At 57.1% G+C, this 21,134-nt stretch carries 18 protein-coding genes; 7 read left to right on the forward strand and 11 right to left on the reverse strand.

The genetic code is table 11. From position 1 onward, the window contains the following. Positions 1-22 precede the first annotated feature (22 nt). The 7 genes from urtD to BLS30_RS02595 form a co-directional block, all read right to left on the reverse strand. Positions 23-790, reverse strand: coding sequence for an urea ABC transporter ATP-binding protein UrtD (gene urtD, locus BLS30_RS02565; protein WP_046477881.1), 768 nt, complete (start codon positions 788-790; stop codon positions 23-25). A gap of 12 nt (positions 791-802) precedes the next feature. Then, positions 803-1,936: an urea ABC transporter permease subunit UrtC gene (urtC, locus tag BLS30_RS02570; RefSeq protein ID WP_090226371.1), complete on the reverse strand. Its 1,134-nt coding sequence runs from the start codon at positions 1,934-1,936 to the stop codon at positions 803-805. Further along, complete coding sequence (gene urtB, locus BLS30_RS02575) at positions 1,933-3,537, reverse strand: urea ABC transporter permease subunit UrtB (RefSeq protein WP_090226373.1); 1,605 nt, start codon at positions 3,535-3,537, stop codon at positions 1,933-1,935. Before urtB ends, urtC begins: the two co-directional genes overlap by 4 nt. Before the next feature lie 60 nt (positions 3,538-3,597). After that, positions 3,598-4,857: an urea ABC transporter substrate-binding protein gene (gene urtA / locus BLS30_RS02580; RefSeq protein ID WP_210184009.1), complete on the reverse strand. Its 1,260-nt coding sequence runs from the start codon at positions 4,855-4,857 to the stop codon at positions 3,598-3,600. Positions 4,858-5,603: 746 nt separating this feature from the next. After that, positions 5,604-7,922, reverse strand: a complete 2,319-nt coding sequence (locus BLS30_RS02585) for a xanthine dehydrogenase family protein molybdopterin-binding subunit (protein WP_090226379.1) — start codon at positions 7,920-7,922, stop codon at positions 5,604-5,606. Further along, complete coding sequence (locus tag BLS30_RS02590; RefSeq protein WP_046477872.1) at positions 7,919-8,383, reverse strand: (2Fe-2S)-binding protein; 465 nt, start codon at positions 8,381-8,383, stop codon at positions 7,919-7,921. The genes BLS30_RS02585 and BLS30_RS02590 overlap by 4 nt, the downstream gene beginning before the upstream one ends. Before the next feature lie 73 nt (positions 8,384-8,456). Next, positions 8,457-9,428: an aldo/keto reductase gene (locus BLS30_RS02595; RefSeq protein WP_090226383.1), complete on the reverse strand. Its 972-nt coding sequence runs from the start codon at positions 9,426-9,428 to the stop codon at positions 8,457-8,459. 169 nt (positions 9,429-9,597) lie between these two features. On the opposite strand from BLS30_RS02595, the gene BLS30_RS02600 reads away from it, so the two are divergent. Beyond that, a complete protein-coding gene (locus BLS30_RS02600; protein ID WP_090227341.1) occupies positions 9,598-10,524 on the forward strand; it encodes a LysR family transcriptional regulator in 927 nt (308 codons plus the stop codon). A 2-nt stretch (positions 10,525-10,526) separates the two neighbouring features. On the opposite strand, the gene BLS30_RS02605 is transcribed toward BLS30_RS02600, so the two are convergent. The 4 genes from BLS30_RS02605 to BLS30_RS02620 form a co-directional block, all read right to left on the reverse strand. Further along, positions 10,527-11,615: a linear amide C-N hydrolase gene (locus tag BLS30_RS02605; RefSeq protein WP_046477870.1), complete on the reverse strand. Its 1,089-nt coding sequence runs from the start codon at positions 11,613-11,615 to the stop codon at positions 10,527-10,529. A 141-nt stretch (positions 11,616-11,756) separates the two neighbouring features. Continuing rightward, complete coding sequence (gene arsB, locus BLS30_RS02610; RefSeq protein ID WP_090226386.1) at positions 11,757-12,821, reverse strand: ACR3 family arsenite efflux transporter; 1,065 nt, start codon at positions 12,819-12,821, stop codon at positions 11,757-11,759. 12 nt (positions 12,822-12,833) lie between these two features. After that, positions 12,834-13,334, reverse strand: coding sequence for an arsenate reductase ArsC (locus BLS30_RS02615; RefSeq protein ID WP_090226388.1), 501 nt, complete (start codon positions 13,332-13,334; stop codon positions 12,834-12,836). Further along, entirely contained in the window at positions 13,327-13,683 is a 357-nt protein-coding gene (locus tag BLS30_RS02620) for an ArsR/SmtB family transcription factor (RefSeq protein WP_090226392.1), read from the reverse strand. Before BLS30_RS02620 ends, BLS30_RS02615 begins: the two co-directional genes overlap by 8 nt. Positions 13,684-13,890: 207 nt before the next feature. Between BLS30_RS02620 and BLS30_RS02625 the strand changes: the two genes are divergently transcribed. The 6 genes from BLS30_RS02625 to BLS30_RS02650 all read left to right on the forward strand — a co-directional run bounded on the left by BLS30_RS02625 (position 13,891) and on the right by BLS30_RS02650 (position 21,058). Further along, positions 13,891-14,697 (forward strand): GntR family transcriptional regulator, encoded by an 807-nt coding sequence (locus BLS30_RS02625; protein WP_082101066.1) that lies wholly within the window; start codon positions 13,891-13,893, stop codon positions 14,695-14,697. 178 nt (positions 14,698-14,875) lie between these two features. Beyond that, complete coding sequence (locus BLS30_RS02630; RefSeq protein WP_046477859.1) at positions 14,876-15,913, forward strand: TRAP transporter substrate-binding protein; 1,038 nt, start codon at positions 14,876-14,878, stop codon at positions 15,911-15,913. A 41-nt stretch (positions 15,914-15,954) separates the two neighbouring features. Continuing rightward, entirely contained in the window at positions 15,955-16,455 is a 501-nt protein-coding gene (locus BLS30_RS02635) for a TRAP transporter small permease (protein WP_046477858.1), read from the forward strand. 59 nt (positions 16,456-16,514) lie between these two features. Continuing rightward, positions 16,515-17,786: a TRAP transporter large permease gene (locus BLS30_RS02640; RefSeq protein WP_046477856.1), complete on the forward strand. Its 1,272-nt coding sequence runs from the start codon at positions 16,515-16,517 to the stop codon at positions 17,784-17,786. A 90-nt stretch (positions 17,787-17,876) separates the two neighbouring features. Beyond that, a complete protein-coding gene (locus BLS30_RS02645) occupies positions 17,877-20,198 on the forward strand; it encodes a DUF3604 domain-containing protein (protein ID WP_210183989.1) in 2,322 nt (773 codons plus the stop codon). 122 nt (positions 20,199-20,320) lie between these two features. After that, positions 20,321-21,058 carry a sulfite exporter TauE/SafE family protein gene (locus BLS30_RS02650; RefSeq protein ID WP_046477853.1) on the forward strand — a complete coding sequence of 246 codons (738 nt, stop codon included), beginning with the start codon at positions 20,321-20,323 and terminating at the stop codon, positions 21,056-21,058. The last annotated feature ends 76 nt before the right edge of the window (positions 21,059-21,134 follow it).

Below are 21,134 nucleotides of genomic sequence, written 5' to 3' on the forward strand. Positions count from 1 at the left end.
CGCGCGCCTCTTCCTTCGTTGATCACCGACCCAGATAGACTTCGATGACACGTTCGTCCGACGTCACCTGATCGAGGCGGCCTTCCGCGAGAACAGACCCTTCGTGCAGCACCGTTACCTTCACATCGAGGGCGCGCACGAAATCCATGTCGTGCTCAACGACGACAACGGAGTGATCCTTCGCGATGTCGCGCAACAGATCGGCCGTTTGTGCCGTCTCCGCATCGGTCATGCCAGCAACCGGCTCGTCAACCAGCAGCAGCTTCGGGTCCTGCCCGAGAAGCATTCCGATTTCGAGCCATTGCTTCTGGCCATGCGAGAGGGCACCTGCCATGCGCGAGCGATGCGCCGTCAATTTCGTGATCTCAAGAATTTCGTCGATACGCTCGCGATGGGCTTCCGTCGTACGCCAGAAGAGGTTTGGCCAAACGCCACGGTCTGCCTTCAACGATAGCAGCAGATTGTCCTCGACTGTGTGCTGCTCGAAAACCGTCGGCTTTTGGAATTTGCGTCCGATGCCCAGATTCGCGATCGAGGTCTCGTCGAGTTGGGTGAGGTCCACGTTCCCATCGTTGTATAAAACGTCGCCTTCGTCCGGTCTGGTCTTGCCTGTGATGATGTCCATCATCGTGGTTTTACCGGCACCATTGGGTCCTATGATCGCGCGCATCTCACCGTGATCAATCGTGAGCGATAAGTTGTTGATGGCGCGAAAGCCCTCGAAGCTCACGCTGACACCGCTTAGGTACAGCAAAGCGCGCGTGATCTTGTTTCCAGAAACTTGATCCACAGATCGCCCTTCCTATTCTGCCGGCTCCGGCTTCAACTGGGCTTCGTCCGCCGGTGCGCGTTTCGCGGGAATCCATCGACGCCAATCAACCGAAGCCAGCGTCCCAACGATACCTTTCGGCAGGAAGACGGTGACAAGTATGAAGATCCCACCCAGCGCAAACAGCCAGTAGGGCGCCAGAAAACCTGTCGTGAAGATCGTCTTGAAATAGTTGATCAGGACCGCCCCCAGCGCGGCGCCGGTAAGCGTGCCGCGCCCACCGGCGCCAACCCAGATGACCATCTCGATCGAATTCGCCGGATGAAACTCGCCGGGATTGATGATGCCGACCTGCGGCACATAAAGGGCACCCGCGACACCGGCCATCATGGCAGCAAGCGTGAAGACGAACGTCTTATAGGCCTCGACACGATAGCCGATGAAGCGTGTGCGGCTTTCGGCGTCGCGGATTGCGACGAGCACTTTTCCAAGCTTGGACTCCACGACCGCTTTGGCAATCAGGTAGCCGGCCATCAGCGCGATGGCTGTTGTGGAAAAGAGAGCCGCTCGTGTTTCCGGAGCCTGCACCGAGTAGCCGGCAATGGTGCTGAAGTCCGTCAGTCCGTTGTTGCCGCCAAATCCCATGTCGTTACGGAAGAATGAGAGCCACAAGGCGTAGGTCAGGAGCTGCGTGATGATCGAGAGATAGACACCGGTTACGCGAGAGCGGAACGCGAAGTAGCCGAAGACAAACGCGAGGATGCCCGGGATGAAGAGGACCATAAGGAGGGCGAACGAGAGATGGTCAAAGCCCCACCAGTACCACGGGAGGTCCTTCCAATTCAGGAAGACCATGAAGTCCGGCGGCGCACCGCCACTGGTCTGCAGCTTCAGGTACATACCCATCGCATACCCGCCAAGCGCGAAAAACGCACCATGGCCGAGCGAGAGAATGCCGCAATAACCCCAGATCAGATCGAGGGATAAGGCAAGGAGCGCGAAGCTTAAGTATTTGCCGAAGACGACGACCGTCGACGTGGAGACGTGGAAAAACGAATCCTCCGGAACAGCCAAATGAAGGACCGGGACCATGACGGCAAGGATTGCCAGGATGCCTAGGAAGATCGTCCCGCCAACGTTGTTTTCAAATATCGCCCGTGAGATCATTGCTCTATCGCTCTCCCTTTTAGCGCGAAGAGCCCACGCGGCCGCTTCTGAATGAATAGGATGATGAGGACGAGCAGCAGGATCTTGCCCAAGACTGCGCCGGCAAACGGCTCGAGAAACTTGTTGGCGATGCCGAGAGACATTGCGCCGATCAGAGTGCCCCAGAGGTTGCCGACGCCGCCAAAGATCACGACGAGGAAGCTATCGATGATGTAGCTCTGGCCGAGGTTCGGCGAGACGTTGTCAATTTGGGAGAGAGCAACCCCTGCCAAGCCTGCGATGCCCGAACCCAGACCAAATGTCAGCGCATCGACGCGTCCCGTCCGAATTCCCATCGAGCCCGCCATGCGTCTGTTCTGCGTGACCGCGCGCATCTGAAGTCCCATGCTGGTGTAGCGCAGGGCAAGAAGAAGTCCCGTAAAGATCAACGCGGCAAAGATGAAGATCCAGAGTCGGTTCCATGTGATGGACAGCTGTCCGATTTCAAAAGCGCCCGACATGAAATCCGGAGCGCCTACCTCTCGGTTGGTTGGCCCGAAGATCGTACGCACGGTCTGCTGGAGGATCAGGCTGATACCCCATGTGGCCAGGAGCGTATCGAGGGGGCGTCCGTAGAGGAAGCGGATCACACCGCGCTCAATGGCGACGCCGACAACGCCCGCAACAACGAATGCAAGAGGAACAGCAATCGCCAGGGAATAATTAAAAAGCTCTGGCGCGGAGGACCGGATGAACTCTTGAACGACAAAGGTCGTGTAGGCCCCGATCATCACCATTTCGCCGTGGGCCATATTGATGACGCCCATGACGCCGAAGGTGATGGCCAGACCAATCGCGGCGAGCAGCAAGACAGAACCCAGCGAAAGCCCGTACCAAAGATTTTGCGCTGTTTCCCAGAGCGCGAGCTTCGTCTCGACCGATGCCTCAGCACTGGCGGCTGCTTTCTTTACAGCCTCTGATGCCGTGTCCGGTACTGCGCGTATCAGCCCGAGGGTCTCTTGATCGCCACGTGCTTCCAGCGATTTTATTGCATCAATAACTTCGGCGTCGGGGTAACCCGTCGTTGTTACGATGATCGCGGCTTTTGCCTCGGTGAGCATCTTCGCAATTTCAGCGTTTTTCTCCTTCGCGAGCGCCGCGTTGACTGATTGCAAATTCTTTACATCGCGCGTTTTGAAAACGCTCGCCGCCGCATCACGGCGCTTGCCCGGATCATCGGCAAGTAACGATAGGCCACCCATGGCCGCGTCAACGAGGCCGCGCAGTTTATTGTTCAGCCGGACCGCCTTCAGATCGTCTGGCGGAGAAGTGGTCGCGTCCCCCGTTCGGGCATCGACATAGGCGCCGGAATCTTTTTTCCAGGCAACGACGTTTTGCAACTTGCTGTAGAACAAACGACGTGAAGAAGCTGCATCAAGAATTTTGTACGCTTGAGGATGGCCGGAGGCCGCTATTTCCTCGATAGCTCTCTCGGTTTCTGAAAACGAATTCGCAGACAGCCGCTGTAAGCCTGTTTCGAAACTGTCGGCTTCCTGCGCTAACGCGTGACCGGCAGCCAAGCTCAAGCAAAGCATTAGAAGAAAGAAGAAGGTTTCCCGCATCGCACCGCTTTCTATTGGAAGGCCACCGAGTGAGTTTTAACGCACCCGGTGGCTCCGAATTTATTGCGTGAGACACGCCTTCTTCACGGCGTCGTATTGGCCGCATTTCAGCTCAACCCAGTCCGACTCCAGGTTTTTGGAACCGTCGAGGAAGTCGGACCATGCATCACCCGGCACGAGATCTTCCGTTTCCCAGACGACATCGAATTGTCCGTCAGAACGAACTTCTCCGATCATCACCGGCTTGGTGATGTGATGGTTCGGCAGCATCTTGGACACACCACCGGTGAGGTTGGGCGTTTCAACGCCTACGATGGCGTCGATTACCTTGTCAGGATCGGTCGTGCCTGCTTTCTCGACGGCCTTCACCCACATGTTGAAGCCGATGACGTGAGCTTCCATCGGGTCGTTGCTGACGCGCTTCGGATTTTTGGTGAAGGCTTGCCACTTCTCGATGAACTCTTTGTTTTCCGGCGTGTCGACGGACATGAAGTAGTTCCAGGCGGCAAGGTGGCCGACAAGGTTCGTCGTATCGACACCAGCCAACTCCTCTTCACCGACCGAGAAAGCGACGACGGGAATGTCGGTTGCGGAAATGCCCTGGTTGGCGAGTTCCTTATAGAAGGGAACGTTGGCATCGCCGTTGATCGTCGAGACGACAGCCGTCTTCTTGCCAGCGGAGCCAAACTTCTTGATGTCCGACACGATCGTTTGCCAATCGGAATGACCGAACGGCGTGTAGTTGATCATGATGTCTTCCTTCGCCACACCCTTGGCGAGGAGGTATGCCTCCAGAATCTTGTTGGTCGTGCGCGGATAGACGTAGTCTGTTCCGGCGAGCACCCAGCGCTTCACTGAGCCGCCCTCTTCGCTCATCAGATAATCAACGGCGGGAATTGCCTGCTGGTTCGGAGCCGCACCCGTATAGAAGACGTTACGTTCGCTCTCTTCACCCTCGTACTGCACGGGATAGAAGAGGATAGAGTTGAGTTCCTTGAAAACCGGAAGGACAGACTTTCTGGATACCGATGTCCAGCAACCGAAGACGGCCGCGACTTTGTTTCCAGCAATGAGTTCACGAGCCTTTTCGGCGAAGAGCGGCCAGTTCGACGCGGGATCAACGACAACCGGCTCGAGCTTCTTTCCGAGCAAACCACCCTTCTTATTCTGCTCTTCAATCAACATCAGCATGACGTCTTTCAAGGTCGTTTCGCTGATGGCCATCGTGCCCGAGAGCGAATGCAAAATGCCGACCTTGATCGTCTCTTCGGCTGTTGCGTGGTGAGCTGCCGACACGACGATCGGCAACGCAATACTCATAAGACGCACGAACTTTCGTAACGTATGGAAAACCATAAAGCTTCCTCCAGACACGGCTGACTTTCATTCTCGGCGGAATTGTTCCGTTTGCAGAACGAGCTTCCACTCTTTCTCGAGTCGCTACGCGACCCTCAGCGCCACCCTCCAACGGCGCCGAAAATCGATCGTCTCAAGTTCGGATTTTTCATTCGCTTCTAGCCCCTCGTTCCGATCTAGTTCCGACCGAAATTCCCTCATTTGCCGTCTTCCTGAGCAGAACCCCGAGGCCATTCGAATGGCCTCCAGCTCGATTGAACAATTTCGCTCACAACGGGTCTGGAGGCCTTCCCTGAAAATGCGGCAACATACGGATAAATCAGAACTTTTCGTCTGCCGACGATGCGGACCAATAAATTCTCAGCAACATGCGTGCCAGGACCGCTGAGGTAATTTTTTCACGATAAAAATCAGCGGGTTGCCAGATATTATTCGCGCTGCTTCAGCGCTCGTTGAAAACCCATTGCTGCTTAACTGCTAGGCGTTATGCTGAATAATTAATCCAGCACCTTCGGCGCCCGATCGTCAGGGTAGCGAGGCCGGTCGGCTCACCCGCACATCGCGATCATGGATTGCTGATGCGATCTGGTACGGCGCATTTGTGTGCTTCGAAACGTGAGAGGCCGCCGGTGACGACACCAGCGGCCTCTATATACGAGTACAATTGGGGAGCTTTCCTACCGGCCGCGTTATAGCGGCGCTGCTTCCCCTTAGCTTGCCATTTGATCCCGGATCGGCAGCTCACGCAGGCGCTTTCCCGTCGCTGCGAATACTGCGTTGACCAAGGCGGGAGCTATTGGAGGCACACCCGGTTCGCCAACACCACCTAATGGCTCTTCGTATGTCTCGTCAGGTGCAACAAGATGCACGTGAATTTCGCGCGGCGCCGCATCGATCCGTGTCAGCTCAAAGCCGTCAAAGTTGGTTTGCTCGACCTGCCCGTCACGGAATGTGATGTTGCTGACCGTCGCGAGACTGACGCCTTGGATGACGGCGCCTTCCATTTGAGAGCGTATCCGTTCCGGGTTGATCTGAGGTCCACAATCGACGGCAATGTCGACACGTGGGATCGTTATCCGCCCACCACCGTCGACCTCTACTTCTACGACCGCAGCCGTGTAGGTCACAAAGCTACGGTGTGCCGCAATGCCCAGTCCCCGCCCCTTCGGCAACTCGCGCCCCCACTTCGACGCTTGGGCCACGACCTCCGTGACGCGACGTAATCTGCCAGTATCAATTGCATATGTTTCAGGGTGTTCACCGTAGTTCCACCACGGATCATCCGTCTTTAATTCGGGCAACTTGAGCGTGATCCGTCGCGGCGGGCCGATGAGCTCGAGCAAGTAATCCTTTGGATCACGTCCCGCGGCAGTCGCCAATTCAGCCACAAAGGACTGGATCGCGAATGCATGAGGGACATTGGTCACCGAACGGAACCAGCCGATCCTCGTATGCGCCTCAGCCTCTCCATTCTCAACGCGAAGGTTTGGTACGTCGAGAGGAACATCGACCAAGCCCATGCCGAGCTCAAATGGGGCTTCATACTTTACGCCCGGCTTGAAGATCGACGTAATACTTGGAGCGACGCTGCGATGAAGCCAGGCGACCGGCTTACCATCGGCGTCTAGCCCAGCCTCCAGGTGCTCTACGGCCGTCGTATTGAGGTAATCGTGCATGAGGTCGTCCTCACGCGTCCAGGTGACTTTGACGGGACGCCCGTCCACCGCCTTCGAGAGAAGTGCGGCTTCCAAAGCGAAATCCGGCTTGGACTTGCGGCCGAAGCCACCGCCCAGGAGGGTGACGTTCACGGTAACGTCCTCATAGGCAATGCCCAGAAGCTTTACGAGACGATCGCGTGCCGCCTGCGGGTCCTGCAAGGGCCCCCACACGTCGCATTTCCCATCCACGATGCGCGCGACCGCTGCCGGCGGCTCTATCGTGCCGTGCGCGTGGTGAGGGATGTAGTAGTCCGCAGTAATGCGCTTAGCCGCCGTCTTCATCGCGGCATCAACGTCGCCATAGCTGCGAACGACTTTGCCCGGCTTTTGTGCCGTTGCTCGCATGTCCGCGTGATAGATATCGGTGGAATACGATGCGTTGGGACCGTGGTCCCATGTTATGTCCAGCTTGTCTCGCCCCTGTATTGCCGCCCAGGTGTTTGAGGCAATGACGGCAATGCCGCCGAGCGGCTGGAATTCTGAAGGTGGCGGCGGCGATTCAAGTTCGACAACCTTGACGACTCCGGGCACTTTAAGGGCCTCAGTGGCATCGAATTTTGCGACTTTGCCACCGTATACGGGCGGCCGAACAATCACGGCATAGAGCATGTCGTCGAACCGGGTATCGATGCCGTATTTCGCGCGCCCTGTCGTGATGTCGAAGTTGTCGACCAACCCGATCTTGCCTTTCCCAATATACCGGAACTGAGACGGCTTCTTGAGGCTGATCTTCTCGCGGGGAGGAACGGACATCTCTGCTGCGGACTTAGCCAACGCACCGTAGCCGAGCTTGCGGCCGGTCGCTTTGTGAATCACTTCATGGTTCACCGCTTCGACTTCCTCGACGGGGACATTCCAGGTTTTCGCCGCAGCTTCCTCCAACATGCGACGGGCGGCAGCTCCCATCCGTCGCGCCGGTTGGAAGTGATGGCGCATACTGCGCGAACCATCGGTATTCTGGTTGCCGTACGTTGGCTCATCGCCCGGCGCTTGCACGATCTTCACGCGGGACCAATCCGCGTCCAATTCGTCGGCCATCACCATGGGCAGACTCGTGCGGATGCCCTGACCCATCTCCGAACGATGGCAGATGATGCTCACCGTCCCATCTTCGGCAACGCTGAGGAAGACAAGCGGATCTTCCTTGAGACCGTGTGGCATCGCATCGCCACCGTACGCTTGCCCGTCAGCCCCAAAAGACGGCTTCAAGCCGGCCGCAAGGACAAACACGCTAGCACCCAAGCCCAACGTGAACGCGCGACGACTGACGTTCGTGATGTCTGATAGGACGTCATTGGCTACTGTAGTCATCGTGCATCTCCCAGCTTGGAAGCGGCAAGTTTGATGGCGGCGCGAATGCGTGGATAGGTGCCACACCGGCAGATGTTCCCGCTCATAGCGGCATCAATGTCATCGTCCGTCGGCTGTGGCGTATCCTTCAGAAGCGATGCTGCCTGCATGATCTGACCACACTGGCAATAGCCGCACTGAGCGACGTTCAACTCTCGCCATGCGACCTGAACGGGGTGCATACCCTCGGGGTCCAGGCCTTCGATTGTCGTGACTTGCTTTCCGGCCGCATCGGCCAACGTGGTCTGACAGGAGCGAACAGCCGTCCCATCCAGATGCACCGTGCACGCCCCGCAAAGCGCTGCGCCGCATCCGAATTTCGTACCTGTCATGCCTGCGATATCGCGCAGAAACCACAGGAGAGGCATTTCGGGATCACCGTCGAACTGCATCTCTTTGCCGTTTACTGTGACTGTCGTCATCCGAGGTTCCTGCTCATAAGGTGCGATGTTGTTCGTTGCCGCCGGTAAGCGGCAGCATGTCGACCAAGCGCCATCACATCGGCCCAGCCGGACCGCTTCCTGCTTTTGTCTTTCCGATCGCCTTCGCGATTGTTTTCATGTCGTCGCGGATCAATTCGAGTCGGGCTGCGTCCAACCAGCCATCAACTTGTGCCGGGTTCCGGGCGCCGACGATGGCGCCAGTGACCCCACGCCAACCCAGCGTCCAAGCCACGGCAACAGCTGCAGTGGTTGTGCCCTTCTCGGCCGCCATCGCCCCGAATGCATCGGCGAGCCTGAGGTTGCGTTGCAGTTGCTCGCCAGAGAACTCGCTGTTTCGGGAACGCCAGTCGTCCGCAGGCAGTGCTGCCGCACGTTCCGCGGAGAACGAACCCGTTAATAGGCCTGACTGCATCGGGCTGTAGACAATGACGCCTGTTTCATGAGCCGCGCACCAAGGTAGTTCCCCTTTGGCAGCCTCGCGCCGGATTGCGGAGAACGGCGGCTGCAGCGTATCGACATGGCCAATACGTTCTGCGGCTTCCAATTGTGCCGTGCCATGGTTGGATAATCCCGCCGCGCGGATCTTCCCTTCCTTTTTCAGATCCAGCAGCGTTTCCCAATAAACTTCCAAAGGCGTGCCGTCGTTAGCCGGCCAGTGCATCTGGTAAAGATCAATGCGCTCGACATTGAGCCGGCGCAGGGAGAACTCGACTTCGCGGCGAATACTGTCGGGTGCTCCCACACGACGTGGCGGAGCAAGCCGATCAGCCTCATCCCAGACAAGCCCGCATTTGGTGAAAACGTACGGTCGCCGATTTTCAGGAATTTCGGCCAACGCCTCGCGGACGATTTCTTCGGAATGGCCAAGCCCATAGATGGCTGCCGTATCAACCCAGTTGATCCCGACATCGACGGCATGACGGATTGCGGCGACCGATTCCTTGTCGTCTTGCTTGCCCCACCCAACGGCCCAATCAGGACCGCCAATCGCCCACGCTCCGAAGCCAACGCGGGTAATCTCCATATCCGTCCGCCCGAGTCTGCGCGTCGGAAGCGCAGTCGTTGCGTGTGGACGGGATGCGCTCTGACCCACGGGGAACCTCCATCATGTTGCAGTGCGTATATGGAAGCGCCATACTGATCTTTCTAATAGAATTTTGAGATCAAATTATTCTGAATTAGAGATGGTGAGCATGGATCTCCGTCAGCTTGAACATTTTGTGGCCGCGGCCGAAGAACAGCACTTCACGCGGGCTGCGCGCCGCATGAACATCGTGCAATCCGGCCTCTCCGCCTCTATTCGCGCGCTTGAGGAGGGACTCAGCACGAAGCTCTTCTTTCGCAATACCCGACAAGTAGAGCTGACCGCTGCTGGCCAGGTTCTTTATGAAAAGGCCAAGGTCATTCTTGCTGCAGCGCAAGATGCACGGGAGGCAGTCGCGGCGATCAACGGTCTCCAGCGCGGCGTTCTTGCGATCGGCACGGTGCAAAGCTTGAGCGCCTTCATTGATCTTCCGGAACTGTTGGGCCGCTTTCATGCGCAGCATCCTTCCATCGAGATCAAGTTATGTCAGAGCGGCATGGGCACCCTGATGGAAAAACTACAGGACGGCCGCGTTGACCTAGCATTTATGCCTCTCGTCGAACCTCCCAAAGGCATCACGACGGAGTTGATCACTTGTGAAGCTCTCGTTATCGCGTGTCCTCCGTCGCATCCTCTGGCCGAACGCCGTGACGTTTCACTTCACGAGCTCGCACGAGAACCGTTCGTCGACTTTCAGGCCGACTGGGGAACGCGTCGCCTCATAGACCGTACGTTCGCAGAAGCTGGCGTTTTACGGCAGACTGCGTTCGAGGTTAGTGATCTTCAGGTCATGCTGGAACTTGTTTCGCGCGGCCTCGGCGTCGCCCTGCTGCCGGAACCCATCGCGATCGCGTCTGCTGCGGAAGCCAGTGGCATCAGCATCGGCTACGCGGAACTGAAAGAGCCCGAAATCTGCTGGGAGCTGGTCGTCGCTTTTGCCGGCAATCTGCACATCCGCGCGCCCAAAAATCCGGCGGCGCAGGCTTTTCTCGACTTGATGAGTGAAGCTCGAAACGCGGCTGAGACGACCGTCTAGCATTACGGCAGTCCAAGAAACTCAAACGGTTTTGCCGCCTTGAACTCGCTCGTCGCATTTCCCGAATACGTGCGATCCTGGTTCGCGCCGAGATCAAGTTTGCGAACCGAATTTGGGGCGGAAAAATCGATCTGGTTCAGCTCAACCCAGAACGTGTTCGGCGTTAAAGCGGATTCAAAAAAGTAGAGTTTACGCTTGTGATCTACGACAGTGCGCCAGCGCGTTGAGGAAATGTTGGGCTCCTCGGGCGTGTTTAGGCCGTAGGGCACAGACGCATTCCGAATGACACTGAACACGCTCGCAACCGCGCGATTGGGCTCCTGCTCCTGCGGGACGGCCTTGATGTAAAACGAAGCACGCGCGAAGCGATCGGCCGCTCTGTTGGTCCCGGGGAGCATAACCGTACCGCCGATCTGCTTCCAGTATGCGTTCAAGGCCAGCTGCTGTTCGAATATCGGTGAATTGGTCATCACCTGATATTCTCTTCCGTGATGGATGACCTGCTTTCCCTGAATGTATTCGATAATTGCGCTATCACCGCTCGCATCCGACAACGACAGGTGCAAGGTCGTCAGCCGGGTTTCGCCGGGGACGTTCGCCGTGACGATCGTGAAGGGTTCTTTCCTCAATGCGTCGACCGCCTCTTGGACCGTCGCAAAATTGTCGAGCACGTATTGAGCCCACGCGGCGATTGTCAAGCCAGGCTTTGATTTGTCGCGCGTCGGATATTCGGACTCAACGAGCCAAAGGACGTTGGCAGCCAGCCCTTCCTCGTTGACACCATCCGTGGTGGACACATCATAGCCGGAGGCAATGACGCTTCCGTATTTTGACGTCCACTTGATCGAGTTAGGACCAGCGTTTCCCGTACGCTCCATACCGCGTGGAAAAATCCAGAGGTTGGTCCCAACATCATTCTTCCAATCCATGGACCGAGCTGTAATGACCTGTCCGTTTGCACCCAAATATACGGCGCGGGTGCAAGCTTCCGCAGTGGAGGAGGTGATCAACAGAGGCGCCAGAATGAGTGCCAATGCGGGATATAATTTGCGGTCGGCGCTGCGACGCAAGACGGATTGTTGGAACCTCATACCTGCCACCTATGAATTGTTTAGCCCCGTCGTTGAGACGCAGAGCGGGACTATTTCATCGGTGCTGAATGACAACCACTTCAACGTGGCGGCATGGCTAACAATTTCAGTTTAGTTTAAGATCTCTCTTTCCGGCAGGTATCATAGTTCTTGCCGCGTCGGGCGCGCATCGGCCGCCGGATTCAGATCGCGTTCGTACCAGTTTTTCGTTCCGTTCACGATGTAGACCACGGACAGCATCACCGGCACTTCGATCAAAACGCCGACGACTGTCGCAAGTGCCGCGCCCGAGTTGACCCCGAAGAGACTAATCGCTGCAGCTACGGCCAACTCAAAGAAGTTGCTGGCTCCGATCAGAGCGGAGGGACCGGCAACGCAATGCTTCTCGCCCACTAAGCGATTCAGCAAATAGGCCAAACCGGAATTCAAGTAGACTTGGAAAAGAATAGGCACCGCCAACAGCGCAATGACCAACGGCTGCTCCAGAATCTGTTTGCCCTGGAAGCCAAACAAGAGCACTAGCGTCGCGAGGAGAGAAATCAGCGATGTCGGCTGCAGCGCAGAAAGTAAACCTGCGAGAGCCGGCTCGCCTCCACGCGCCAAGACCAATCTTCGTAAGACTTGCGCAATCAGTACCGGGACCAGAATGTAGAGCACCACCGACAAAACCAAGGTGTTCCACGGAATGGTGATTGCTGAGAGGCCCAACAGCAGTCCAACGATCGGCGCAAATGCGAACACCATGATGGTGTCGTTGAGTGCGACCTGAGACAACGTGAAGTGCGGTTCCCCTTTCGTCAAATTGCTCCACACAAATACCATGGCCGTGCACGGCGCGGCCGCCAGTAGAATGAGCCCGGCGAGGTAAGATGTTATCTGATCTTCTGGCAGATAGGGCCGGAAGAGATAGCCTATAAAGAGCCATCCCAACGCAGCCATCGAGAACGGCTTGATCGCCCAATTGACCAGGAGCGTCACACCGATGCCGCGCCAGTGCTCTTTCACGTGTCCAAGCGCAGCGAAGTCGATCTTGATGAGCATCGGAATGATCATCAGCCAAATGAGCACGGCAATAGGCAGGTTGACCTGCGCCACCTCAACCGCAGCAATCGACTGGAACGCTTCGGGCATGACATGGCCCAGAGCGATCCCGACCACCATGCACAACGCAACCCAAAGAGACAGGTATCGTTCGAAAGAGTTCATGAGCCCTACAGTCTATAATTTGATTTTACCGATTTCCCGAAGTTGCTCTTTGAGCGTCTCGCTATCGAGCTTTTCAAACGGCAAAGCGATGAACTTCCGGATGCGATCGCTCATGATCTGCAAAGTCTCAGAAAACGCACGGCGTTGGGCCGCAGGTGCGCCTTCGACGCGCGACGGATCGGCTATTCCCCAATGCGCACTCACCGGATGACCCGGCCATACTGGGCAAACCTCGTCGGCAGCGGCATCGCAAACGGTGAATATGAAATCGAACTGCGGAGCCCCTGGCTGGGCAAACTCATCCCAGGATTTGGAACGCAAAGCGTCTACGTCATGGCCAAGTTCTCCGAGGAGATCTATCGCGTAGGGATGGATGCGTCCGCTTGGCTGGCTGCCGGCGCTGTATCCAAAGAACCTGCCCTGCCCCAACCGGTTCATTGCGCTTTCTGCGAGGATTGAACGGGCGGAATTATGCGTGCACAAGAACAGCACGTTGTAGTTCTTATCAGGCACGCCGTCTCTCCTTCGGCGAACAGCTTTTTTTGATTTCGTTGATGATGGGCGTGCAAATTTCCGGACTGCCGCCACAACAATCCTTAAGCATAAACACCGTCAAAGCCCGCAAGCCTTCGAGAGAGGCCCGATAGACTATCGACCGGCTATGCCGCTCGGACTTGACAAGTCCCGCACGTGAAAGATGCGCCAAGTGCGTGGACATCGTGTTTTGCGGAACATCCAGAAGACGTGAAATCTCTCCAGCAGGAAGCCCTTCAGGCTCATGCCGAACGAGCAGGCGAAAGGCGTCCAACCGTGTCGGTTGAGCAAGCGCGGCGAGGGCGAGCAGAGCATCACTTTGATCCATATATCGAGATATCCAGAAATGTAGCCATCCGTCAATCCCAATCTGTCACCAGATCGCGGAAACCAGCTGTGGCCGGATTTTCTAGCGCGCAAGCCTGATTTTTTGGCGTTGTGTAGAAATTATGCCCATCTCCTATATAGGAGTTGACGCCATTCTCTGGGGCATTAATCTCAATATGCAGCAAGTCCACCATAGGACATCGTGTTGATGCGGGTCCCGAGAATGAACGCACAGGACGACAACAGGGGACCTTCGGAACCCAAGGAATCCGCGAAGTCGAAGCATCGGTTGATCGCGGAGCAACTCCTCAGCGAGATCGAATCCGGGCGCTGGAAGCCCGGCGGTCAGCTTCCGTCCGAAGAGCAACTTGCCAAGGAAGCCAAGGCGAGCCTTGGCACCGTTCAGCGTGCTCTTCGCAATCTCGTCGACATGGGTGTTGTTGAACGCCACCAAGGGCGGGGGACTTTCGTATCCGGCGCACGCGCACCGGAGCGCCATCTGCGCCATTTCCGTTTCAAGGCCGACGGCGGGGAACAACTCCTGCCTGTCTATTTCACCATTCTTGACGCTGAAGAGACTCAGGAGAGCGGGCCTTGGCGGGATTTCCTCCAGGCCAAAGAGGACCGGTTCATCCGCATCCGGCGGCTCGCATCAATCAACAAGGAATTCGACGCTTTTAGCGAGGTCTACCTGCCGGCAGACCGCTTCGGGCAGCTCGCGCGTATGAAGCGGGTAAACCTCGACGGTGTCTCTATCCGCGACATGCTCGCCGAGCGCTTCAACGCGCCTACACTCAACTCGCGTCAAACAATGCTCTGTCAGGCCCTTCCTCCGCGCGTAACGCGCATTATCGGAGTGCCTGCTGGGCAATACGGAATTGTCTGGACGATCTGCGGGATGACTTACCGCGACGTGCCCATCACATGGCAACGCATCTTCCTGCCTCCAAGCGATCGAATGTTGGAGATCGCAAGCGGAGCACCATACGAGGGGGCCAGCAAGAGTGGGGGCTAGCTTCTACAAAATAGCGTTTTTTATTTCTTCTTCCCGAAGGTCTCGACGGTCGCAGACAGCTCGGAAACTCGGGGGATTGAGCACGGGCCAAAAACAAGCGCAGACGGACAAAGTCTGCCAGAGCATTCGCCGGTTTGAGCCGGAACCCTTTTCAAGTTTGAGCATAGGAGAAGAAGATATGACGACACCCAATCCACTGCGGCTCGCACGCAAATTCGCCCGATATAGCGCTGCCTTGGTGGGCGCCGTCGGTATGGCGTCGATGTCCTTCCTGCCTGCGTCCGCACAAGACATGCCGGAGCTTAGCTTGAAATTCGGGCATCCCTACAACGAGGCTCACCCTCTGTCTCGCGGTGCACAGAAGTTCGCCGATATCGTGAAGGAAAAGAGCGGCGGCAAGATCACTGTCACTGTCTACCCCAACAGCACCATTGGTTCGTCGCGCGATCTCGTTGAAAGTCTCCAGATTGGCGGCGTTGTTGATTTCGCACTGGTGCCCACGACCAATGTCGCCAGCTTCTATGCTCCGCTCGACATCTTCTATCTGCCATTCATTTTCCGTGATCGTGAGCACGCCTATGCCGTTGCTGACGGTCCTGTCGGCAAGAAGCTCTATGAAGACATGTTGAAAAAGACCGGCATTCGTACACTCGCGATGTATGAAAGCGGCTTCCGTACCATCACGACGCGCAACACAAAAGTCGAGAAGCCGGACGACATGAAGGGCGTCAAGTTCCGCGTGGTGAACAACCCGCTGAACGTTGCGACCTTCAAGGCACTCGGCGCCAATCCGACACCTATGGCGCTCTCAGAAGTCTTTACCGGGCTTCAGCAGGGCACCATCGACGGTCAAGACAACCCCGTTGGCAACGTGAAGGCCTTCGGCTTCGACAAGGTGCAGAAGTTCATCACTCTGTCCAACCACCAGTGGGCCGGCATCATGTTCCTCGCCGACGACAAGATGTGGCAGAAGCAGCCTGAAGCCGTTCAGAAGCTCTTCCAGGATGCCGCGCTAGACACGCAGGCTTGGGAACGCGAAACGCTCAACGAAGAAGAGGCAAAATATCTTTCCGAAATGGAAGCTGGCGGCATGACCGTGACCCGCCTGACGCCCGAACAGACCAAAGCCTTCCAGGCCGCGATGAAAAAGGTCTGGGACGAGTACCGTGGCAAGCTCGGCAGTGAGCTGATCTCGAGCGTTGTCGAAACCAAGTGAGAAAGGATGGGCCGCCAGGAACGACTACCGGAGAAATCATCATGAAAATCGTCCAGAAAATCCTAGACTTTTCCGAGCATATCCTGGCGGCCATTTGTGTCGTCTGCTTCGCCGCGATGTTTGTGCTTGGCGTCGCTACGGTGTTCTTTCGCTTCGTCGTGGAGAGCTCTTTGGCTTTCCCCGACGAACTCATACGCTATCTGTTCGTGTGGGTGATGTTCTTAGGATCAGCTGTTGCGCTTCGGCGCAACTCCCACGCTGCAATCGGAATCTTCATTGATCAACTTCCCGATGGGGCCAAGCGTGTCGCGCTCCTCTTCGCATCATTGGCCAGCGCGCTCTTCTTCACCATCCTTGTCGTAAAGGGCGGAGAACTTACCCTCCGGGTGATGCCGCAAATCTCACCTGCGCTCGAGGTTTCGATGGCTTGGGTGTATGCGGCGGTGCCGGTCGGTGCAGCCTTCATGCTGATCTATGTCGTGGAGCTTTTCGTACGGCAACTCACGGCCCCAGCTTCCGAACTCGTCTCGAGCGGAAGCTGAGCTCTTAGACGCACTTCTTTCAGACCTGCGCCGAAAGCGGCCTACGAGGGACCTCCGACATGACGACCGCTACAATTTTTATCACACTCATCGCTTTGATGATGATCCGAACGCCGATCGCTGTTGCACTCGGGCTGGCAAGCATCGCAGGTCTCGCGTTGAGCGGCATCAGCTTCGAGATTGTTGCCCAGCGCATGTTCTCGACGAACAATTCATTTCCACTGCTCGCTATCCCGTTCTTCATTCTTGCCGGTGAGATCATGTCGACAGGCGGTATGTCGCGCCGCCTCGTGGATTTCGCGGGATCTCTCGTCGGTCATTTCCGCGGAGGCTTGGGCGCAGTCGCCATTCTCGGCTCCAGCTTCTTCGCTGCGCTCTCGGGCTCTAATGCTGCGACCGTAGCCGCCATTGGCAGTGTCATGAACGGACCAATGGCGGAGAAGGGATATGACCCGCAGTACACCGCGGCCACAATCGCCGCCGCCGGCGTCACGGGCATGATTATTCCGCCGAGCATTCTGCTCATCCTTTACGGAGTCGTTACTGGCGTTTCGATTGCGGATCTATTCCTCGCTGGAATTCTTCCGGGCGTCCTGATCTGCGTCAGCATGCTGTTCCTTAACTGGTTCCTCTCTGCTCGGGAGAAAGTTGAGAAAGCGGAGTTTCAAGGTGCTGGCGAGATCGTCCGAACGTTCAAAGCGGCGTTTTGGCCGCTCCTCATGCCGGTCATCATTCTCTCGGGCATCTATGGCGGTATCTTCACGCCAACCGAAGCTGCGGTCGTGGCCGTACTTTACGGGCTGATCGTTGGCTGGGCTTACGGCGAGCTCTCGCTGAACTCGCTTTATAAGGCGTTCTTCAAGGCGGTGATATCGTCTGCCATCGTGATGTTCATCATGAACGCGGCCGGCGTCTTCGCCTGGTTGATTACCATCAACCAGATTCCGCAAAGCATCTCTGCGTATCTCGCGGCAACTGCCGGCAATCAGATTTTCTACATTCTATTCGTCAACGTCTTCTTGCTGCTCGTGGGCTGCATGATGAACGCCGCCGCGGCCATCGTTATATTCACGTCGATCCTCTACCCGGCGGCGATGAGCTTCGGCATCGACCCCATCGTGTTTGGTGTGATCATGGCGGTGAATCTGAGCATCGGCACTGTCACACCGCCGCTTGGCGTCGATCTGTTCATTGCTTCCGCCATCACGAAAGTCTCGGTGGAACGGATCGTCGTTTCGATCTGGCCTTACATCTTGGTGCTGATCATCGACCTCCTTTTGATCTCCTATTGCCCGCCGCTCTCCACGTTCCTGGTGAACGTCTTCAAGTGAGGTCGCGCTAGACCGATCCACAAGGAAACTGGCGCGCTGATGCAAAAAACGGCGCGCCCAAATCTACTGATAAGAAGGACTGGAAGATCCATGACAAGTACAAACGCCGACGTGACCTCGAACCGTCCGTGGGAGGAAATGGACAGCGGTGTTATCCGGCGTGCGATCGCCGACAATCAACTCGGGCACGCCGAGATCTCACCGTCAGGCCGTTTCGAAGCCGGTTCCTATGCATCGTTCACGCTGACCTACACTGCCGGCGTGTTCGGCGTCGATGATTCCGGAAGCCTCCGCGTCTGCTTCCGTTTCGCTTCGGACCAAAGTAACCCGCAGTTCGACGACCCTAAAGGCCCTAACTACTGCACGGTCGAAGCCTCCAACGGCGCCGTACTCCAGGTGCGGTGGGATCCGAAGGCCAACGTGCGCCCCTGGGATCGTACGTTATGGATCAAGGTCGTGAAGGGATACCTCAAGGAGGGCGATCGCATTGTGATCCGCTTTGGCGTGACGGATCATGGCGGTCCCGGCATGCGGCTTCAGACCTTCTGTGAGCAGACGTTCGAATTCCGCGTACTGGTCGACCCGATCGCAACCTTCAACTTTCAGACGCTTCCAGATCAGCCAATGATCTCGATCGTTCCGGGCGCGCCGGAACGCTATGTCGCCGTACTGCCGACGCGGCGGCGCCCCGGCGAGCGTTTCGCTTTGAAAGTGAAGGGCGAAGACAAGTGGGGTAACCCCTCAGATCAGTGCGACGCCGCGCTTACGTTGGAGGCACGCGGCGCCATCGACGGTCTTCCAAAGACGCTCGAAATGAAACCCGGTCGTTTTGCCTTCGAGTTGGACGGACTTTCTGTTGCTAAACCGGGGGAAGTTTCCGTCCTCGTTCGCGATGTTTCCGGCGCAGTCGTTGCGGAGACCAATCCGCTCATCATCGAGGATACGAAGCTCGTCCATTTCTGGGCTGATCTGCACGGACAGTCGGAAGAAACGATCGGCACGGGCAGCGCGCGCGAATACTTCGCCTTTGCCCGCGACCGCGCGTTCGTCGATGCCTGCGGCCACCAGGGCAACGATTTCCAGATTACCGACGAATTTTGGGCAGAACTCAATCGTATCACAGCCGAGTTCGACGAACCCGGCCGCTTTATTGCCCTGCCCGGATACGAATGGTCGGGAAACACTTCGCTTGGTGGCGACCGTAACGTCTATTTTCCTGTCGAAGACCGTATCATCCGCCGATCCTCGCATGCTTTGATCGAAGACCAAGCGACGGCCAAATACGACTGCACGACCGCAGGCAAACTGTTTGAAGCTTTTGCTGAAGCTGGTGAATTCGACGTCGTTTGCTTTGCGCACTGCGGCGGGCGTTACGCTGATATCAAGGTCGCGCATGACGGACGTTTCGAACGGTCGGTCGAAGTTCACTCATCATGGGGCACGTTCGAGTGGCTGCTGCATGATGCGTTGGACTTAGGCTACCGAGTCGGTGTTGTGACAAACTCGGATGGACACAAGGGGCGCCCGGGCGCAAGCTATCCTGGTGCTGGAAAGTTCGGCGCTATCGGTGGACTTTCCTGCTATCTGATGGAAGAGCTCTCGCGGTCTGCACTGCTTGATTGCCTGAGAAAGCGCCACCACTACGGCACGACCGGTGGTCCGGGCGGCCGTATGATCATCGACCTCAAAGCGCGCTTCAGCGCAGCGGGAACGCTCTATCATGACGATCCGAAGCTCGGACCGGCGGAAGGCCACTCTGCGACCGAAGCCCTGATGGGCGACATCGTACACTTGCCGGACGGCACGTTTAACCTCGATGTGTCGGTCGCTTCGAACTCGCCTATCGAGAGAATCGACATCTTCAACGGCCGCGAACTTGTAGAGACGTTGCGTCCCTATAGCGAAGCCGATCTCGGCGCCCGTGTCCGGGTGCTTTGGGAGGGCGCTGAATATCGCGGGCGTTTCCGGGAAGTGATCTGGGATGGAAGCGCACGATTTAACGGCAACGGGGTCGTGGAAGCGCGCCCCGTGAACTTCCTGAACCGGGACAAGAAACTGGAGCAGGACGGCACAGACGGGCTGACGTGGAAGGCGCTGACGACGGGTAACTTCGGCGGCTTCGATGTGACGCTGAATGATGTGAAGGCAGGCGTTCTCGAGTTGAAGACACCGCTTGTCTCGTTCGAACTGCCGGTGGCTGACATCGGAATGGAAGACCGTGTTTACGACGCGTCGGGACAATTGCCACGTTTCGTCAAGGTCTTCCGCTTGCCGGGAGACAACCCACACCGCAGCTTCCGCTTTAATCGCGATGTTCCACTGCATGCGAACGGCGACAACGCCATCTACATCCGCGTTACACAAGAGGATGGCACGCGTGCATGGACCAGCCCGGTCTATGTTTATAGATAAGGGCCGAAGTGCCCCCACGTCCGCGCGCGGCTCGGAAGGTCGCGCGCGGATTCACGTGTGAGCACCAATAAAAACTTGGCGTCTGAGCGACCAATAAGGGCCGCTTACCGGGAGTTGCCCTATTGGGATTAGAATCCTTTGTTGTCATTCTGGTCGCAGGGGCCCTCGCCGGCGGGTTCGTCAACGGGCTTGCCGGCTTCGGGACCGGCATCACTGCAATGGGGATTTGGCTCTATGCGGTCTCACCAACCGTCGCGGCGACACTGGTCATCGTGTGCTCTCTGGTTGCTCAACTTCAAACTCTTCCCAAAATTCGTCACGCCATCGAGTTGAAGCGTGTTGTCCCTTTTATCGTGCCCGGCCTGATCGGCGTGCCCCTTGGCACCGCACTCCTTGCGTCGATCGATGTCAGAACATTCAAGCTTGGCATTGGATGCTTGCTGCTATTGTACGCCACGCACTCGCTTCTTCACCGGTCTCGGAGCCCCGTCGCGTGGGGTGGTCGCCTGGCTGATGGAGCGGTTGGTCTCGGAGGTGGAATTTTGGGCGGGCTGGCTGGGCTGTCAGGTCCACTGCCGACGATATGGGCTGATGTCCGAGGCTGGACGAAGGACCAAAGACGAAGTGTGTTCCAAGTCTTCAATATCACCATATGCAGCGCCGCTCTGGCGTCGCATTTTGCCGCCGGGCTCGTGACAAAGGAACTTGGCATCGCCGTAGCTGCCGCTCTGCCGGGAACATTCGCCGGTGCGTTCCTCGGGTCTGCCTTGTATGCCCGCGTCAACGATAAGCGTTTCAAAGAGATCATTTTGGCATTGCTGGGCGTGTCCGGGATCATTCTGGTTTGGACAAATATCTAAGACGCCCCTTCGCTTTGATATCCGCTTGTTCTTGTCCACCTGGAACCTGGTGGCGGCATCGCAGCGCGGGCGCTGC

The organism is Filomicrobium insigne (assembly GCF_900104305.1).
GTDB classification, from domain to species: domain Bacteria; phylum Pseudomonadota; class Alphaproteobacteria; order Rhizobiales; family Hyphomicrobiaceae; genus Filomicrobium; species Filomicrobium insigne.

Coding starts and splice junctions, on each gene's coding strand:
- urtC (WP_090226371.1), bottom strand. CDS start 1,936: ATGATCTCACGGGCGATATTTGAAAACAACGTTGGCGGGACGATCTTC.
- urtB (WP_090226373.1), bottom strand. CDS start 3,537: ATGCGGGAAACCTTCTTCTTTCTTCTAATGCTTTGCTTGAGCTTGGCT.
- urtA (WP_210184009.1), bottom strand. CDS start 4,857: ATGAGTATTGCGTTGCCGATCGTCGTGTCGGCAGCTCACCACGCAACA.
- BLS30_RS02585 (WP_090226379.1), bottom strand. CDS start 7,922: ATGACTACAGTAGCCAATGACGTCCTATCAGACATCACGAACGTCAGT.
- BLS30_RS02590 (WP_046477872.1), bottom strand. CDS start 8,383: ATGACGACAGTCACAGTAAACGGCAAAGAGATGCAGTTCGACGGTGAT.
- BLS30_RS02595 (WP_090226383.1), bottom strand. CDS start 9,428: ATGGAGATTACCCGCGTTGGCTTCGGAGCGTGGGCGATTGGCGGTCCT.
- BLS30_RS02600 (WP_090227341.1), top strand. CDS start 9,598: ATGGATCTCCGTCAGCTTGAACATTTTGTGGCCGCGGCCGAAGAACAG.
- BLS30_RS02605 (WP_046477870.1), bottom strand. CDS start 11,615: ATGAGGTTCCAACAATCCGTCTTGCGTCGCAGCGCCGACCGCAAATTA.
- arsB (WP_090226386.1), bottom strand. CDS start 12,821: ATGAACTCTTTCGAACGATACCTGTCTCTTTGGGTTGCGTTGTGCATG.
- BLS30_RS02620 (WP_090226392.1), bottom strand. CDS start 13,683: ATGGATCAAAGTGATGCTCTGCTCGCCCTCGCCGCGCTTGCTCAACCG.
- BLS30_RS02625 (WP_082101066.1), top strand. CDS start 13,891: ATGCGGGTCCCGAGAATGAACGCACAGGACGACAACAGGGGACCTTCG.
- BLS30_RS02630 (WP_046477859.1), top strand. CDS start 14,876: ATGACGACACCCAATCCACTGCGGCTCGCACGCAAATTCGCCCGATAT.
- BLS30_RS02635 (WP_046477858.1), top strand. CDS start 15,955: ATGAAAATCGTCCAGAAAATCCTAGACTTTTCCGAGCATATCCTGGCG.
- BLS30_RS02640 (WP_046477856.1), top strand. CDS start 16,515: ATGACGACCGCTACAATTTTTATCACACTCATCGCTTTGATGATGATC.
- BLS30_RS02645 (WP_210183989.1), top strand. CDS start 17,877: ATGACAAGTACAAACGCCGACGTGACCTCGAACCGTCCGTGGGAGGAA.